At 69.3% G+C, this 17,812-nt stretch carries 8 protein-coding genes, 1 other RNA gene and 1 pseudogene; 8 read left to right on the top strand and 2 right to left on the bottom strand.

Features of this window, described 5'->3' with window-relative positions; translation table 11 throughout:
* Window positions 1-74 precede the first annotated feature (74 nt).
* The 7 genes and pseudogenes from OG410_RS42575 to OG410_RS13510 all read left to right on the top strand — a co-directional run.
* Window positions 75-902, top strand: a pseudogene (locus tag OG410_RS42575) (DMT family transporter); the annotation flags it as partial.
* A gap of 70 nt (window positions 903-972) precedes the next feature.
* Window positions 973-1,386: RNase P RNA component class A (gene rnpB / locus OG410_RS13535), an RNA gene on the top strand.
* A gap of 848 nt (window positions 1,387-2,234) precedes the next feature.
* The gene (locus OG410_RS13530) at window positions 2,235-3,839 is read left to right on the top strand and encodes a TIGR02677 family protein (protein WP_329299366.1); all 1,605 of its coding nucleotides are present in this window, start codon (window positions 2,235-2,237) and stop codon (window positions 3,837-3,839) included.
* The gene (locus OG410_RS13525) at window positions 3,839-5,182 is read left to right on the top strand and encodes a TIGR02678 family protein (RefSeq protein WP_329299365.1); all 1,344 of its coding nucleotides are present in this window, start codon (window positions 3,839-3,841) and stop codon (window positions 5,180-5,182) included. The genes OG410_RS13530 and OG410_RS13525 overlap by 1 nt, the downstream gene beginning before the upstream one ends.
* A complete protein-coding gene (locus OG410_RS13520) occupies window positions 5,179-9,381 on the top strand; it encodes a TIGR02680 family protein (RefSeq protein ID WP_329299364.1) in 4,203 nt (1,400 codons plus the stop codon). Before OG410_RS13525 ends, OG410_RS13520 begins: the two co-directional genes overlap by 4 nt.
* Complete coding sequence (locus tag OG410_RS13515; protein ID WP_329299363.1) at window positions 9,378-10,676, top strand: TIGR02679 family protein; 1,299 nt, start codon at window positions 9,378-9,380, stop codon at window positions 10,674-10,676. Before OG410_RS13520 ends, OG410_RS13515 begins: the two co-directional genes overlap by 4 nt.
* Before the next feature lie 55 nt (window positions 10,677-10,731).
* A complete protein-coding gene (locus OG410_RS13510; protein WP_329299362.1) occupies window positions 10,732-12,207 on the top strand; it encodes an HNH endonuclease in 1,476 nt (491 codons plus the stop codon).
* 41 nt (window positions 12,208-12,248) lie between these two features.
* Here the strand turns inward: OG410_RS13510 and OG410_RS13505 are convergent, their stop codons facing one another.
* On the bottom strand, window positions 12,249-14,399 hold the full coding sequence (locus OG410_RS13505) for a DEAD/DEAH box helicase (protein ID WP_329299361.1): 2,151 nt from the start codon (window positions 14,397-14,399) through the stop codon (window positions 12,249-12,251).
* A 23-nt stretch (window positions 14,400-14,422) separates the two neighbouring features.
* Window positions 14,423-15,757, bottom strand: a complete 1,335-nt coding sequence (gene brxD / locus OG410_RS13500) for a BREX system ATP-binding protein BrxD (RefSeq protein ID WP_329299360.1) — start codon at window positions 15,755-15,757, stop codon at window positions 14,423-14,425.
* A gap of 234 nt (window positions 15,758-15,991) precedes the next feature.
* On the opposite strand from brxD, the gene OG410_RS13495 reads away from it, so the two are divergent.
* Entirely contained in the window at window positions 15,992-17,806 is a 1,815-nt protein-coding gene (locus tag OG410_RS13495) for a GmrSD restriction endonuclease domain-containing protein (RefSeq protein WP_329299359.1), read from the top strand.
* Window positions 17,807-17,812: the final 6 nt, after the last annotated feature.

Below are 17,812 nucleotides of genomic sequence, written 5' to 3'. Positions count from 1 at the left end.
GGTCACGGCGCCGGCGGCGGTGCGGCGCAACAGCGTTCAAGACGCCCCGCCGGACTGTGACCGAGACTGCCGCCATGACTGCACGCGGCTGGTTTCTGTTCTCCCTGATGGGAGTGATCTGGGGCATCCCCTATCTGATGATCAAAGTGGCGGTGGACGAGGTGTCCCCGTCGGTGGTGGTGTTCACCCGCTGTGCGGTCGGCGCCGCGCTGCTGCTCCCCTTCGCGATCCGCCAGGGCGGCCTGGCCGGGTCCGTACGGGCCCACTGGCGCCCGATGCTGGCCTTCGCGGTCATCGAGATCATGGTCCCCTGGTGGACCCTCACGGACGCCGAACGCCATCTGTCCAGCTCCACCGCGGGCCTGCTGATCGCGGGTGTGCCGATCGTCGGCGTCGCCGCGGCCCGCTTCCTCGGCGACACGGAGCGGCTCGGCGCCCGGCGCGTCACGGGCCTCGCCCTCGGCCTGGCCGGAGTCGCGGTCCTCACGGCACCGCATCTGACCGGCGGCGACGCCCGGTCGCTGGTCGAGGTGCTGCTGACGGTCGTCGGCTACGCCACCGCGCCGCTCATCGTCGCCCGCCGCCTCAAGGACGTCCCCTCGCTCCATCTGACGGCCCCCTGCCTGGCGTTGGCGGCCCTCGTCTACGCCCCCGCGGCGGCCTTCACCCGGCCGGAGGCGATACCTTCCGGACAGGTCCTGGCCTCCCTCGCGGCCCTCGGCGTCATCTGCACGGCCGTCGCCTTCGTGGCCTTCCTGGAGCTGATCAAGGAGGCCGGCCCGACCCGGGCGACGGTGATCACGTACGTCAACCCGGCGGTCGCGGTGGCGGCGGGCGCCCTCTTCCTGGACGAACGCCTGACTCCCGGGATCCTCGCCGCCTTCACCCTCATCCTGGCGGGCTCCGTCCTGGCCACGGCGACCGCCGGTCCCCGGCGTCCCGCCCGCCCGGTACCATGGTCGGCACGGCAGACGAGCCGGGCGGACGGCCGCGTGGAGGTCCTTGTGGACCTTCCCGAGGAACGTCCGGGCTCCACAGGGCAGGGTGGTGGCTAACGGCCACCCGGGGTGACCCGCGGGACAGTGCCACAGAAAGTAAACCGCCGAGAACTCCGGTTCCCGGTAAGGGTGAAACGGTGGTGTAAGAGACCACCAGCGCCTGAGGCGACTCAGGCGGCTAGGTAAACCCCACCCGGAGCAAGGTCAAGAGGAGCCGCTCTCCCGGAAGAGAAGGCGGCTCTGCGCGAACGTTCGAGGGCTGCTCGCCCGAGTTCGCGGGTAGACCGCACGAGGCCGGCGGCAACGCCGGCCCTAGATGGATGGCCGTCTCCCCGGCCGCCGCGAGGCGACCGGGCGACAGAACCCGGCGTACAGCCTGACTCGTCTGTCACTGAGGCCCACTGGTCAGCGAATACGCTGGGCAGTGGGCCTTTTTGTTTGGATCAGAGGGCTTGACCAGACCCCGTTCCGCACCGGTTCGAACGGGGTCGCGCGGCTACGTACGTAGCCATGAGAGTAGCCACGCATCGGGGGTGGAGACGGGCGGCTTCGGAGCCTGACCTCCGGCAAGCAGCCCCTGTCTTGGGCTTGTCCGGGTGGTCTCGCCGCGGCGACTGAGCAGCCTCCGTAGCCATGGCCGGACGGCCCGATTCCGCTGCTGCCGCTTGTGCCTTTACCCCGGCACTCGCGGCCAACGCCCTCACCCCACGGTCGGGCCTTCGGCCTGACTCTGATGTGTACCGAGGAGACACCCCGTATCGCCGTGTCTGGCACCGAGGTCGACCGGATTCCGGCCGATCATGGAGTTGCGGGCATTCGACGACGAAGTGCTCGGTAGGGCGGTTCGACAAGGAGTGATCACCACCGACGAGGCGGAACTCATCGGTCGTACGAGTATCGAGAGGGAAGCGCTGGCCGATGCGGCACGGCATCTCCGCCACCAGCCATCCGGGCCTTCCCGCCGATGTGGGTGCGGCCGTGGTGACCGGGGTGTCCAAGCCATGGATCGCAGTGCGGGCAGATCTGCAGGCCGACCTGAGGACAGCGCTCTGAGGGTTCTGCCTCGCGCTGGTGCTCGCCGTACGTGACGGTGTCGTATCGGTGGGAGGGGCCGGACGCTTGTACGTCGGGCTGGACAGGCTGCCGGTGGCCGGACCGGGCCGCGTGAGTGGACTGTTCTCCCCGATTTCCCCGACTTCCGACGGAGTGTCAGAGGCGATCCGTACGCTCGACAGCATGGAGGGGAACGAGTCGCACGCGCAGCGGACCGGGGCGGAGGCGTGGCAGCGGCTGAGCGCATACGCCTACCTCAGCGTTCCCGAACGCCTGGAGTACCTCGCGGTGATGCGGGTGTTCCGCGGCACACTGCTCGCGGATCTGTCCGTACCTGACGTGCTCGCCAAGCTGAAGCGGTCTGGTGGCTCGGGAGCGGCATGTGACGTCGAGACGCTCACCGCCCGGCTCGAGCAGTTGGTGCGTTGGGGCAACTTGCTGCGCAGCACGCACACGGTGAGGGCGACGACCATCGCCGAATACCAGCGCTCCCGGTCCCGCTACCAGCTGTCCAAACTCGGGGAGCGCGTACAGCGTGACGCGGACGAGGTGCTGGCAGGGGCGGATGCCGCCCGCGAGGTGAGCAGCGAGCTGCTCACGCTCGTCGACCGTGGGCTGAGCGAGATAGCCGCTCTCATCGCGGCACCGGGCAGCGCGAATCCGCAGCAGGCGCTGGAGCGGATCAGCACACTTTTCGTGCAGTTCGCCGAATTTGCCGAGTCGGTGCGGGACTTCTACGCCTACCTGGGCCAGGTTCTGGCGCGCTACGACCTGGACGGGGCCGAGTACCAGGGATTCAAGGAGCTGCTGCTCGACTACGTGGAGGCCATCACCGAGGAAGTCTCCTTCCGGGCCCCGCGCATCGCCACGCACCTGGATGCCATCTGGCCAAACCTGCCCGTGCTGCTCGCCGATATCGACGCACACGCCGCGGGGATCGGAGCCCTCGCCGAAGGGCTGCCCGAAACACGAGTGCAGCGCAGCCGCGGGCGGGACCTCGCCGACTGGGAGGGGCTGCGCGACTGGTTCGCCGACACCGGCGGGCACGGGCGCGGCAGTCAGGTGGACCAGCTTCGGGACGCCACCCTCCGCGCCCTGCAGTCACTGCTCGCGAACGCCAAGCGGATGCTGCGCTCGGCCTCCGGTGAGATGTCGCGCCGCAAGGACCTGCTGCGGCTCGCGGCCTGGTTCGATGCCGCGGAGCCGCAGGAGGCCCACGACATCGCGGTCGCCGCCTTCGGGATCTACGGGGCACGGCACCTGGGAGTGGCACCGGACCCGGACCGGTCCGTGCCGGCCTATGTGAGCTGGTGGACCGGACCCGTCGTGGACGTGCCCGTGGCGTTGCGAGAGCGCGGCAGCAGGGCGCCACGCGGACGCGCCGCGGCAGCCGAGGACCACGCCGAGCAGAAGCACCGCCTCATGGAGCAGGCGCGGGAGCAGACCGAGGCCCGACGAGCGGCAGCCGACGAACTACGCAGCGCGTCAGGCAGGTTCGACCAGGTGAGACTCAGCGCGGCAGCCATGCGACTGCTGCTGGAGCTCCTCACCTCAGCGCTGGGAAATGCCCGACTGCGCCAAGACACCGGGGACTTCATGATCGATGGCGCGCACGCGAGTGATGCGGACCTCGGCATCCGACTGACTGCGTGGCGCACCCCCGGACGCCACACGGTCCTGCGTTCCGCGGACGGTGACCTGACGGCGGACGACCTTGCGCTGGCGGTCGAAAGCGCGTCCTCGCCGATGGTGGGGAACATCTCGTCAGCAGGGGAGGCGAGCGCCTGATGCCCCTGCCCTCCGCCCACGACGTCGCGCTCGCGGCCGAGCGCCGCACTGCCGCCCGGCTCCTGCTGGCCCACCCCCTCGTCACCGGCGACGGACCGCACAGCGACACCTTCCCGCTCATCCGCCGCCACGCCGACTGGCTCGCCCAGCGCTTTCAACAGGTGTTCGGCTACCGGCTGCTGGTGGAGGCGACATACGCCCGTCTGTTCAAGGCCGGCCTCGGCCCGGGTTCGGGCCACCGACTGGAACGGCCCTCGACCGGGACACCATTCACCCCACGGACGTACGCCTACCTGGCCCTTGCTCTTTCGGTTCTCGTCACCGCCCCGGAACAGCTCTTGCTCTCCCAACTCGTCGCAGACCTGCGGGTCGCGGCCGTCGACGCCGGGATCGAGGTCAGCGACACCGGGCGGCAGGCCGAGCGGCGGACACTCGCCGCCGCGCTGCGACAACTCGTCGACTGGGGCGTCCTGGCCGAGACCGAGGGTCATGTCTCGGCGGTCGCCGAGGAACGGGCCGGCGAAGCACTGCTGACTGTGGACCGCGAGATCGCCCGGGCCGTCGTCGCCGGCCCGCTCGCCCAGAGCCGCGACGGCGCGGATCTCGTACGGCGGGCCGCCGACCCGGGTTTCGGAGGACCGCGTACGTACGTCCGCAGGCGCCTCGTCGAAACCCCCGTCGTGTACCTCGACGACCTCACGGATGCCGAGCGCGAATGGCTGCGCACGCGGCAGCGGCGCGAGGCGCAGGCGTTCTCCGAACTGCTCGGTCTGGAGGCCGAGATTCGCGCCGAGGGCATCGCTCTCATCGACCCGGACGGCGACCTCGCCGACCTGCATCTGCCGGGCACCGGCACCATCGCTCAGGCCGCTTTGTTGCTCGTGGAGCGGCTCGTCGACCGGCTGCGCCCCGAAGAGCCGGGGCACCCCGCGGTCGGAGGGCGGCTGGTCATCGGCGTACCCGTCCCGGAGGGGCTGCTGCCCGAACTGCTCGACGAACTGATCGAGGAGTACGGCAGGCGCAGCAACTGGCAGCGAGGCCACATCGAGGACCGGGACGGATTCGTCGCCGCCGTCCTGGACCTCCTCGTACGGATGCAGCTCATGGCGCCCGCGGGACCGGTGCGCGCCGGTAGCCACGGTCTGCCCGAGGGGTACGAGGAGTCGGTGGCCGACGGCCGTTCGGTCACGGACGTGTCGGCGGCCCGCGGCCGCCACGATGCGGCTGACTGGGTGCTCCTTGCTGCGGCGGCCCGGTACGCCACGACGGTTGCGATCAAACCCCGTACCGAACAGTCCTCACAGTCCACAGCGGACGACGTCACCGAGGAGCCGCCCCGATGAACCCCACCCCGGCCGCCCTCCACCGCTACCGCCTGCACCGGGCCGGCATCCGCAACGTCTGGCAGTACGACGAGCAGGAGTTCGCCTTCGGCGACGGCCGACTGCTGCTACGCGGCAAGAACGGCGCAGGCAAGTCCAAAGCCCTGGAGATGCTGCTGCCGTACCTGCTCGACGGCGACGCCCGTGCTCTGGACGCCACGGGCACGGGGCGCACCACCCTCCTCTGGCTGATGCTCGACGGATTCGAGCAGACCAACCGGCTGGGCTACCTCTGGGTGGAGTTCGTACGGACCGATGATGAGGGAGTCAACCACCACCTCACCCTCGGCGCAGCCGTCCGCGCGTCCCAGTCGACCAAGACGGCGAAGCCGTTCTTCTTCGTGACACCGCTCCGGGTCGGCGAAGACCTTCACTTGGCGCCTGCCGGCCAGCCGCTCTCCCTGGACCAGCTCAAGTCGCTCGTCGGCGCGGAAAACGTCACCGATCGTGCCGTGGAGCACCGGGCCAAGGTCGCCCGCGAACTGTTCGGCCTGACCGACCCGGCCCGCTACCGCAACCTGCTCCACCTCCTCCACCGGCTGCGCCGCCCCACGATCGGCGACCGTATCGACTCCGGAGGTCTGGTCTCTGTTCTGGCGGAGACGCTGCCCGCCCTCGACGACGAGGTCGTGGAGAAGGTGGCCCGCAATCTCGACGACCTCGACGCCGTGCGGGCCGACCTGGGACGCCTGGAGCGGACCGACCAGGCGCTGCGCACCTTCCTCTCCGGCTATCGCGGCTATCTGCAAGGGGCGTTGCGCCGCCGCGCCCAAGGAGCGAGTGGCGAACTGGACCAACTTGCGGAGCGTCGGAAGGCCGCAGGTGACGCGGCGCGGAATGCGGAGACGCTCCGCGAGCGCGAGAAGGAACTCGCCGCCCGCGTCGATACCCTGGACGACGAGAGGGCTGCCGCCGAGACGGACCTCGCCGCGCTGCACGCCAGCACGGGATACCGCAGCCTCAAGGAACTCGCGGAGAAGCGCGCCACTGTCGCCGCCCTGCACAGCGCGGCCGCCACCGCCTTCAAGTCCCTGCGTCAGGCTCACAGCAATCAGGAGGAGGCGGGACGGCGTCTCGTGGCCGAGGCCGGGCGGCTGGGTGTAGAGCTGGTCGAACTGAGCACGTCGCACGGTGAGTTGGTGCGAGAGGCGGAGCGGGCCGGTCTCGATCCAGTGCACTTGGGAGAGCCCGTCGCACTCGTCGCCGCGCCGATTGCGCCCGTAGTGACGGCCGAACTGACCGCGCCGGACGGCGATTTCCACCTCGTACGCCACAGCGAGGTACTGGCGGTCGACACCGATACCTGCGCGACCGCTCTGTCCGCGTGGGATGCCCAACTCGACACCGCGCAGCCGGTGATCAGGAACCGCTCCCGGACGGTGACCGAACTGGCTGCCCTCTTCGAGCGGTTGAACCAGGCCCAGCAGGAGGCGCACGGGGCCGATGTCGCCCGTGAGCGACTGGAGGAACAGGCAGACCGCGCACGCGTGCAGGCTGAACTGCGCCGACAGGAAACGGCACAGGAGGGAGAGGTGTACGCGGACGCGGTCGGGACCTGGACCGAGAGGCTGCGCAGTCTCACCGGGGTGGTCCTGGACTCCGTACTCGCCCTGCTCACACACGACCCGGCGGACGAGCCACTGCCCGCGCAGATCCCCGACGAGGTGGCCGACGTGGCCCGGTCGGCCGTCGACCCGTGGCTCGCGGAACTGGGGGAGGAACGCGATGCCCTTGCTGTCGCGGTCCGCGAACTCATCGGCGAACGCGACCGTATCCGGCGCAAGCGCGAGGAATGGGAACGCCGCACCGACCCCGAGCCTCCGCCTCCGCCCCACCGCGCGGCTCCCCGCACACCCGGCACCGGAGCGCCCTTGTACCGGTTGGTGGACTTTGCCGACGACCTGACTCCCGAAGGGCGGACGGGGCTGGAAGCCGCACTGGAGGCGAGCGGTCTGCTCGACGCCTGGGTTTGCGCCGACGGTACGGTCCTGGACCCGACCACGCGGGACACCCTGCTGGTTCCGGGAGCGCCGGTGGCCGGGGCGACGCTCGCCCGGGTGCTGCGGCCGGTTGCCGCGCCGGAGAGCGGGGTGACGGCCGAACAGGTGGAGCAGGTGCTGGCGGCGGTTGCTCTGGCCGGGGAGGGAGACGTCGTTGGCGGCGGTGCGGCGGACGCGGCAGATACGACCATCGGTACCGACGGTTTTTGGAAGCTCGGTATCGCCCACGGTCGCCACATCAAACAGGCGGCCGAGTACGTCGGCGCGGAGGTGCGCGCGGAGACCCGCCGCCGGGCTCTGGCGGAACTCGACCACCAACTGACAGCAGTGAACGTCGATCTGGCCGACCGCGAGCACAGCCTGCGGATCCTGACCGGGCATCGTGACCAGGTCGCGGACACCCTGCGACGACCGCCCCCGGCCCGGCGGCTGACCGATGCGTGGGTCCGTACCGCCGAGGCCGGGCGCACCGCCGAATCCCTCGCCGGGCAGGCGACCACGGCCGCTCGCGAGGCGGAGCAGGCGCGGGCCCGCGCGGTAGCGGCGCGGAGGGACACCGAAGCGACGGCGAGCGCCCACGGCCTCCCCGCGGACCCCGCCGCGCTGGACATGGTCCGTCTAGCCCTGGACCGCCTTGGTCAGGGCACGGCGGGGCTGCGGCGGCGGGTGCGCGCGGTCATGTCCACGGCCGACGGCCATCACGCCGGCCGTACGGACTACGCGCATGCCGAGTCGGCCCGCCGGGAAGCCGAATCCGACTATGCCCAACCGCTGGACCGTCTGGAGGCCACCCGCCGTACCGTCCGAGGCCTGGAGGAGTCGCTCGGCGCAACGGAGCAGGAGCTCCTGGCCTGCGAGGCCGAGGGGCAACGCCGCCTGGACGCCGTAGGGCGTCAACTGCCGCGCGTACGGCAGGACATGGCCGACGTACACGACAAGCGTGTGCGCGCGGAAGAGGACGAGAGGGTACGGCGCGAGGCTCTGGCCACTCAGGAGGGCGGGGCGCTGGCCTGCGGCAAACGACTGCGTACGGCCCTGTCGCTGCCGGGCGTGCTGAGGGGAGCGGGTCTGGGTGCCGAGGAGGACGAAGAGGCCCTGAAGAACCTGAAGACCGCGGAGCCGATCCACGACGATGTACGGGGACGCATCAAGGCGCTGCGCCTGCTGGTCGATGCCATGGTCGGCCACCTGGACGCCGAACGCCGCGACATCTCGGACACCACGCTCCTCAACCGCCACACCGAGCTGCGCGACCAGCTCTCCGGAGGCTACGACGCGACGATCGAGGAACACGACGGCATCAAGCTCTGCCGGCTCGTCGACGACCACGGCCCGCACGACATCGCTCTTGTCGGCGAGCGCATCGCGGCGCAGGCGGCCGAGGCACGGAACCGGCTGACGGAACGCGAGCGCGAGGTCTTTCAGCGCTTCCTTACGGGAGAACTGGGCGACCACCTGTCGACCCAGGTCCTGGCCGCGGGTGCTCTGGTGGCGGCCCTCAACGCCACCCTGTCCACGGTCCGCACGTCACACGGCCTTGGCGTCACCCTTGACTGGAAGCTGGCCGACGGCGTGGAAGCGGACGTCAAAGCTGCCGTCGACCTCCTGCGCAGCCCCTCGGGCCTGCGCACCCGCGAGCAGTCCGAGCAGCTCCGCGATGTCCTCCAGCGCCGTATCGAGGACGCCCGCCGTGCCGACCCGGCGGCGGGCTACGCGGCCCATCTGCGCACTGCCCTCGACTACCGCGACTGGTTCACCTTCACACCCTGGGTGGTGAACGACGCGGCACCGGGCAGGCGCAAGCTGTCGGGCCGTACGGGGCTCAGCCAGGGCGAGCAGCGGGTGCTGTCGTATCTGGTCCTGTTCGCCGCGGCGGCGGCTCACTTCACGAGCCTTGCGGAGCACGCCCCTTGGGCACCCCGCCTGATCCTCCTGGACGATGCCTTCGCCAAGGTCGACGAGCCCACCCACGCACGCCTCGGCCGCATCCTGGTCGACCTGGACCTCGACTTCGTCCTCACCAGCGAGCGCCTGATCGGCAACTGGCCCGACGTACCGTCCCTGCATATCTACGAGTGCCTGCGCGACCCGCATGTGCGCGGCGTGGCCACGCTCCACTACACGTGGAACGGGCGGCAGCGGAGGCTGGTGTCGGTTTGACGAACACCCGAGGGTTCGATGAGCCACCTCTGGACACCGAGACGCTGGCCTTTCTGACCCGGCCGGGCTTGAGGCGCCTGTGGGCAGCTGCACGGACGCGCCTCGAGCGCAATGGCCTCGAGCCGGCCGGCACGATCCGACTCCAGCACCTGGATGTGGAGGAACGCGAGGCGCTGTCGCTCCTCCAGGCGAGACCTGTCACCGGCCCGACCGCCACGATCCGTCTGCCGGACCTGGACGCCCGCTTGCGCGCCAGCGCGGTCGGCCGAGGCCTGGTCGGGACGCTGACCGAACTGGGCCCGCCTCTCATCGACCGCCGAGCGGCCCGCGACGCGGCGGCGGCAGAGCGCACGCGCCTGTGGTCCACGGCAGAGGCAGCGATGGCCAGCACCTCACTGGCCGATCGGCCCTGGGCCCACCAATGGCTGGAGGAGACACGGCGGACCGGCACCCTCACCCGCCAGCCGTACGGGACCGCCCTCACGACCATCACCCAGGCCATCCAGACCCTTGCGACGCTCTTCCCCGGTACGGGACCCGACCCCACCCCCGCAGCCTGGGGCCGCGGCGAACTGGCAACCCGCACCACAGGCTCGGCCCACGGCCTGGACGACGGCACCTTGCTGGCCCGCCTTGTCCTGCGAGGGATAGCCCTGGCGCAGGGCGCCGTTTTCCCGACCGACGCACCGGGCCGCCGAGCTCTGTGGCGCCGGGCCTCGGTCACGCCGGACGAGGTGTCCAGCACGGTGTTGACGTACGGTCTGCGCCCGAGGGGCGACACCTGGCAGGAGACGGCTCTGCGTGAGCGAGCTGAATATCATCTGGAGACGCACCTCACTCTGCGCGAACTCCGTATCCTGCAGCTGGAGTTGCCTCCGCATACGCGTGTTCACGTCTGCGAGAACCCGCGGGTGGTCGAGGCCGCCGCGGACGCCGGCTGCACCGCTCCCTTGATCTGCACCTCGGGAAGTGCGACGACGGTCGTCCTCACGCTCCTGGACGCGCTGGCTGCGACCGGCTGTGTTCTCGCCTACCACGGTGACTTCGACTGGCCGGGTATTGCGCTGGCCAACCGGATGATGCAGCGCTACGGGGCGGAGCCGTGGCGTATGGGGGCGGGGGATTACGAGTACCTCGCGACGCGTGCGGAGTTGCAGGGGGTGCCGACGCTTCCCCTCACCGGCGTGCTGGTCGAGGCGACGTGGGATGCGGAACTGGCCCCGGCCATGGATGTCTTGGGTATCGCCCTGCACGAGGAAGCGGCATTGGATCTGCTGCTGGGTGATCTGGCATAGCCCCTGCCGCGGGGCCCTTACCTACAGCTCTCATTGGTATGAAAAGCTGATCGGCATGGGGAATGGTTACGGCGCTGAGGCAATCTTCGACCCTGACTTGGTTCAGTGGGTGTTGCAGCCCCGAGGTCAGCGCAGCAAGCGCGGGCCTCAGCACTTCGAGCACTCAGTGCGGCAGGGAATCCGACTCGCGGACTATGAGCACGTCCTCGGGGAGCATGCGGGACTGCTGAAAGGTATCTTCCCTGATGGGGTGGCGCGGCTGTGGGGGGCGACCTCATGTGAGACGCCAGGGCATGCCAAGGCTGTTGCCATTCGGGGCCAGAAGGTCGGAGACGAGGTCCTGTTCTACGGCGAAGGGAACTTCATAGCCAAGGCTCGCATCCTGGGCCTGTTGCGCAGTCACCAGCTGGCGGCAGCGGTTTGGGGAGCGGACGAGGATCAGAAGGCGTGGGAACACGTCATGGCTCTGGGCGACATCGTCGAGTTCGACGTACCGGTACCGGCGGCCTCTCTCCTCGTCGAGTTGGTAAAGCAGAAAACGTTGCGCAGCCTCACCCTGGTGTCCGCCTCCGAACGTCGGCGCCACCTGGGTCTGCTGAACGACTTGCTCGGCGAGCACGCATCCCAGACGCGTCGGCCCTCCGAAGCAAAGCGGGCTGCTTCCGTCACAAGAATGCGGCGCGATGAGTTGCTGCATGCTCTCGGGACCTTGGAGGCTGGCCTTCCGGAGAAGCAGCGCACGCGCGATGTGTCACTCGCGCTGTTGTGGGCCATCGGCCGCTCGGCTTCCGGGGAGAGCCTGACGCCGGAGGACGTGTGCCGGAACGAAGTCGGCCCCCTTCTGCTTGACTTCGGAGCGCGTGACGTGAACTTCACGCTGGAGCACACGTTCCGGCATTTGCGAAGCACGGGGCTGTGGGAATCTGTGGGCGGTCTCCAGAGGGAGGCGGCGAGGCTCCTGCGAAAGCCGCTCACGCGTGCCGAGGCAATCGGCCTGTTGTGCAGCTCCTACCTCCAGGATGTCGACCAGGAGGAGCTGCTGGAGCGCGTCGGTCTCGCCGGGTATGGGAACGCCAGCGGGGCGACGGACGGCGAGGCCGGCGAAGGGGAGAATGAGGAGAGGCCGTCCGGGAGAAGGGAACGCCGACAGGTGAGCGGCTCGCGAGCCGGCCGGGACCCGCGCCTCGCCGAAGAGGTCAAGTCGCTCTACCAGCACCAGTGCCAGATATGCGGGGAACGTCTGGAAACACGTTTCAGTCACTACAGTGAGGCCGCGCACATTCAGGGGGTCGGGAGCCCGCACGACGGCCCGGACGACCTGTCGAATCTGCTGTGCCTCTGCCCCAATTGCCATGTTCAGTTCGACAAACTGTTCCTGTTCATTGACGAGGAGTGGAACGTACGGAAAAGCAGGGACGGGAAATTCGTCAAGGCCTTGATACGCAGCCCCGGGCACGCCATCGATGAGAAGTGTGTCGAGTACCACCGGGGGTTGTGCGGTCGGGGCGCCTACAGCATTGACCTGAACTGATCACTGTGCCTGGACGATGCTCTCCGCGGTCTCACCGACTCCTACCTTTGGTCCGTCGCAGTCGGACGTACGAATCTGACAGGCTCGCGCAATACCGCCGTCGCACCGTCCAGGTCGGCCAGACGTGCCGCGACGGTTGCTTCCGCGAGACGTGGTGGCAGTGCCGCGTTGAACTTCAGCCCGGCTACGGCTCGGGGATCCACGGTGGGCAGGCAGAGGTGCTCGGCGGCTTCCGCGGTGGCCTTCCGCCACTCTTGCGCTGTGATGTCCTCGCGCAGCCTCACGTAGGCGTCCGTCGGACGCTGGAGTGGGTCGGCGACCGAGGTGAGCGAGGCGGCGAGGGTGGTGTTGGCCCGGCTGCCCGCCCAGGTCCACCAGCGGACGTTCGTGTCCGGTCCGCCGCGAGTCAGCACGGTTCCGCCGACGTACACCGTCTCGTCGTACCGCTCCCGGGCCTGGGCCAGCGCCCCCTCCGCGCGTCGGGTCAGCTTGACCGGAGGTGTCGAGCCGAGCAGGACCTCCCGTACGGCACGGGAGAGTTCGTACGATGCGGTACGTGCGAATCCCACCCCACCCCAACGTGCCTTGCCGCCGCCCTCGACCGGCTCGACGAAACAGCGCCGCCGCGACCAATCGATGTACGTTACCTGCCAGCTGCGCCCCGCCAGGAGTAGTCGGCGAGGCCCGACGACCTCATTGGTCAGCAGTGCCGGATCCGTGGTGCCGATCTCTGTGCGGCCGGACAGTACGGTGAACTCCGGGGCTGCGGTGAACACCGCCGTCAGATCCATGAAGTGCCGGTACCCGAAGCGTTGTTCGGCTTCGGGACCGATGAACAGCATGCCGCCGTCCCTGTCGAGGTAGCCCTGCTCGACCAGGTGGCGCATCACAGGCTCGGCGGCAGGGCCGAAGGGACCGACGCCACCCCACCACTCCTGCCACAGTCGATCGCCTACCCGATGTTCCTGAAGGCACAGCGCGAGGATCTGTTGAGCGGCGATGTGCCGGGGCTCAGGGGGCGGTGTGATCGGTTCCACCCAGCCGCGTGACCAGAGCAGCAGCAGGGCCGCCGCGGACATCAGCCCCGCTTCGTCGACGGCGAGGAAAAGGCAGTTCCGTACGGATCCCGGCCGCCGCCCGGTGCGTCCGATGCGTTGCAGGAACGAGGCGACGGTACCTGGCGCGCCGACCTGGAGGACCCGGTCCAAGTCGCCAACGTCGATGCCGAGTTCCAGCGTGCTGGTGGAGACGATCACACAGTCGCGGGCCTCTGCGAATGCCTCTTCGGCCCGATTGCGCTCGTCGACGGAGAGAGAGGCGTGCGACAGGAACGTGGTCACGCCCTTCGCGCGCAGACTGGCGCCGAGTTCCTCGACCTCCCTGCGGGATTCGCAGAACACGAGCCGTTTCTCGCCCTGGTGCAGGGCGGCGATCACTCGCGCCGCGTTGTCCAGGGAACCGACGTAGTCGAGCTCGACCTCCCCGGGCGGGGGGAGGGCCGGGGAAGTGTCACGCAGATGGGGTGCGACGACTCGGGCGGGGCGCTTTCCGGCCCCCGAACCCTGAAGCCAGTGCAGCAGTTGCTCCGGATTGCCGACGGTGGCGGAGAGCCCGACACGCTGCACGGGATGTCCCGCCACGCGCTGAAGCCGTTCCAGTACGGCGAGCAGATGCCAGCCCCTGTCGTCCCCGGCGAAGGCATGCACCTCGTCGACGACGATCGCCCGCAAGCCCGAGAAGAACGCTCGGTGGTCGACGTTGGCGCTGACCAGCATGGCTTCCAGCGACTCAGGAGTGGTGAGCAGCACGTCCGGCCGGTCGCGGAGGATCCGCTTACGGCGTGAGTGCGTCACGTCACCGTGCCACAGCGCGGCTGTCCGCCCCAGCCAGGAGGTGTACGTCTCCAGGCGCGGACGCAGGTTGTTGAGCAGGGCCTTGAGGGGGCAGACGTAGAGCAGGGACGTGCCGGTCCAGCCATCCTGCGCCATCTTGGAGAGCAGCGGAAAGGACGCGGCCTCGGTCTTCCCGCCGGCCGTGGGTGCGAGCAGCACCGCGTCCGAGCCGTCGAGGAGGGGGAGGATCGACTCCTCCTGCAGTGGCCGGAGGCCGGGCCAGCCCAGGGTGTTGACTATGTGATGGACCAGGCCCGGGTGCAGCCGGTCCAGGGGGTCGGTTCCCTCGCTGTCTCCCACCTCACCTCCAGCCTGTGCCGCTGTCACGGCAGCTCCAGTTCCACGTCGTCCGCGCCGGACGCCGCGGCGTTCCGCTCGACTTCCGTGAGCTCGGAGACGCCGACGGTCAACGCGTAGTGCTTGCGCGGATCGAAGTCCTCGAACTGGTCTACACGGTCGAGGACATCACCCACCAGCTTCTTCAGGAACAGCCTGGGGGCCACCCCGACCTTGCCTCCCAGGGCACCGCCCACGGCGGTCGCCAGGTCCGCGACATAGGCGTCGTCAGCCATCGCCATGATTCGGTCCGGATCCGGGGATCCGCTCGCGTACAGGTCCCTGATGGTCTGCCCGAGAGCGACCAGCGAATCCTTCGTGAAACCGGGGAGTCGCAACTGCACCGCGCGTGGGTTGTCGAAGCGCGGTTCGGTGGTGAAGTCGGTGGCCAGCCGCTGGGCGAGGGGCGCCAGCCGCCGCACGCCCTGCTGGCCGTCGTAGAACGCCGGGGTGCCCGTGATGATCAGATAGAGGCCCGGGAAGCGCCCTGAGTGCACCTCGTCGATGAGTTGCCGCAGTGCGTTGAGCGCTTTGTCGCGGGCGTCAGAGCGAACGCGTTGCAGCGTTTCCACCTCGTCGAGGACGAGGAACAGGCCCGCGTGCCCACTGTCACGCAACACGGTGAGCAGCCCCTGGAGAAAGCCCAGCGCGCCGAAGTGGTCGAGGTCCCCCCGGACTCCGGCGGCTCTACGGGCCGCGGCGGCCACGTGGGGCTGTCCGCCGAGCCACGCCATGACGGCCGCCGCGGTGGCCTCGTCACCCGAGGCGAGCGCGGCGCGGTAGCCACGGAGCGCCGCGGAGAAGGACGGGGCATGCCGGGAGACCTCGGCCAGGCGTGCGACCAGCAGCCGCTCGACCGATTCGGTGAGCCCCTCTTCGGAGGCTCCGTCGGCGAGAGCGTCCTCCTCCAGGGTGTAGAACCAGGCGTCGACGACAGGCCGGAGCGCACTGGGCGGGAACCCGGGAGTGGCCAGCCGCTCGGTGAGCCGCCGGTAGACGGTCTCCAGCCGGTGCAGCGGGGTCTCGGTCTCCGAGATCTGGATCTCGGCCACGGCGAAGTTCCGGCGCTTGGCACGTTCGCCCAGCCACCGGGTGAAGAAGGTCTTGCCGGATCCGTACTCACCGCGGACCGCCTTGAACACCGACGCACCCGACGCCACCGCGGACAGCTCGGCGTCGAGCGCCGTCTCGAAGCGGTCCAGGCCGGTCGCCAGCAGGTCGAGGCCGCTCTCGGGCACCGCCCCTCGGCGCAGGGCGTCGATCACATCGCGTCGGCGGGCCGCGCTGACGGGGGACGTACGGGACGGCTGATCTGTACTCACGTCATCAGTCTTCCATCCGGGTGAGGGCAGCGTGGTGAGTGCGGGCCGTCATCGGCCTCGGCGAGGGCGTGGCCCGACCGGGCCGGCCCGAGGGGTCGCGAGTGTCCAAAAATATTCGTGATGGCCGAATTCAAGCAATGTGTGTGCGGATTCCTTGATTCCTTGACGATGCTCGGAACGGCTTGATGCAATAGGTTGTCCACCAAAGAGGTTTAAGACGGGGGAGATCGCGGCGTGTCGCTCGACAGTCCGAAGCTCAAGGAACTGCTCAAGCAGGTCGAGTCAGGGTCCTTGCAACTGCCCGATTTCCAGCGCGAGTGGAAATGGGACGACGAGCGCATCCGGGCGCTCATCGCGACGGTGACACTCAACTATCCCCTTGGCGTGGTCATGTCGCTGCAGACGGGCGGCGCCACCCCCTTCAAGCCCCGGCCGCTGAGCGGTGCGCAGGTCCCCGAGACCACGGTGCCCGACCTGCTCCTGCTCGACGGTCAACAGCGGATGACCTCCCTGTACCAGGCCCTGCGGCGCGACCAGCCCGTGGACACCGTGGACGCTCGCGGCAAGGACCTGCGGCGCTGGTACTACATCGACATCGCCAAGGCGATCGGCTCTCCCTCGGACCGTGACGAGGCGATCGTGTCGGTGCCCGAGGACCGGACGCTCAGGAGGAATTTCGCGCGCGAGATCGTCCTCGATCTGAGCACGACGGAGCTGGAGTGCGCCGCCGCCCATTTCCCGCTGAACCTGGTGTTCGACACCCCGCGCATGAATGCCTGGCACCGCGAATTCGTGAAGGCGGACGAGGCGAACTGGGAGATCTGGTCCCTTTTCGAGGAGCACGTCCTCAACCACGTGCAGTCGTTCGACGTACCGATGATCAACCTCAAGTCGTCCACGACGATGGACGCGGTGTGCGCGGTCTTCGAGCGGGTGAACACCGGTGGCGTTCCCCTGAACGTCTTCGAGCTTCTCACCGCCACCTACGCCGGCAACCAGGCACACGTGGCGGAGACCGGGGAGTACTACCGCCTCCCCGACGCGTGGCACCGCATCAAGTCGGACCTGACGTCCGCCTATCCGGTGCTCGGCCGGATGGAAGCCGGGCTCGAGGACGGTCTGAGCAGCAGCGACTTCCTGCAGTCGATCGCACTCGTCCGCACCTGGGAGCTCAAGCAGGACGGCCGCAGCAGTTCGGTCTCCTGCAAGCGCCGTGACCTGCTGGAGCTGCCGCTCGACGACTTCGTGCGCCTGGCCCCCCGGCTGGCGGAGGCCTTCGCCTGGGTCGGTGGCTTCCTGGAGCGGCAGTGCATTGTCGGGTGGGCGGACCTGCCGTACCGCACCCAACTCGTACCGCTCGCCGCCGTACGTGCCGTTCTCGGCGACGAGACGGACACGGCGGCCGGCGAGCAGCGCATCGAGCAGTGGTACTGGAACGGCGTGCTCGGTGAGATGTACGGCGGATCGACGGAGAGCCGGTTCCCGCGTGACGTGGAACAGCTTGTCGAGTGGATCCGAGGCGAGGGCGGCGACCCCGACACGGTCACCGAGGCCGTCTTCGTGTCCGACCGTCTCGACACCCTCAGCACCCGCAACAGCGCCGCGTACAAGGGCATTTACGCGCTGCTCATCAAGCAGGGCGCCGTGGACTGGTACTACACGGAGGCACCCCTCAGCCCCGGCCAGCTGGTCGCCCGCGGTGTCGACGTACGGCTGATCTTCCCGAAGCCCTGGGTCACCAAGGTGCATCCCGCCTACGGGGCACGCGCCAACTCGATCGTCAACAAGACCCCGTTGTCGTACCGGGCCAGCCGGAGCATGACCGGCCCGCCGGCCGCCTACCTCAAGTCGCTGATGCTGGAATCGGGCATGCGGCCCGAGTGGTTCGACGATGTCGTCGCGACGCATCTCATCGAGCCGTCGACGCTGCACGAGGGCGAGTTCGAGCGGTTCTACCGGGACCGGTCGAAGCAGCTCCTCGACCTGGTCCGGTCCGCCATGGGCAAGCGCACCGTCTTCCGTGACGCCGACGACACGTCGGGCCGGTGAGCGCCG

Origin of the sequence: Streptomyces sp. NBC_00659, assembly GCF_036226925.1 — a bacterium.
In the GTDB taxonomy this organism is placed as follows: domain Bacteria; phylum Actinomycetota; class Actinomycetes; order Streptomycetales; family Streptomycetaceae; genus Streptomyces.
Note: the sequence above shows the minus strand (reverse complement) of the source record. Positions and strands in the feature narration are given on the sequence as shown.

Coding starts and splice junctions, on each gene's coding strand:
- OG410_RS13530 (WP_329299366.1), top strand. CDS start 2,235: ATGGAGGGGAACGAGTCGCACGCGCAGCGGACCGGGGCGGAGGCGTGG.
- OG410_RS13525 (WP_329299365.1), top strand. CDS start 3,839: ATGCCCCTGCCCTCCGCCCACGACGTCGCGCTCGCGGCCGAGCGCCGC.
- OG410_RS13520 (WP_329299364.1), top strand. CDS start 5,179: ATGAACCCCACCCCGGCCGCCCTCCACCGCTACCGCCTGCACCGGGCC.
- OG410_RS13510 (WP_329299362.1), top strand. CDS start 10,732: ATGGGGAATGGTTACGGCGCTGAGGCAATCTTCGACCCTGACTTGGTT.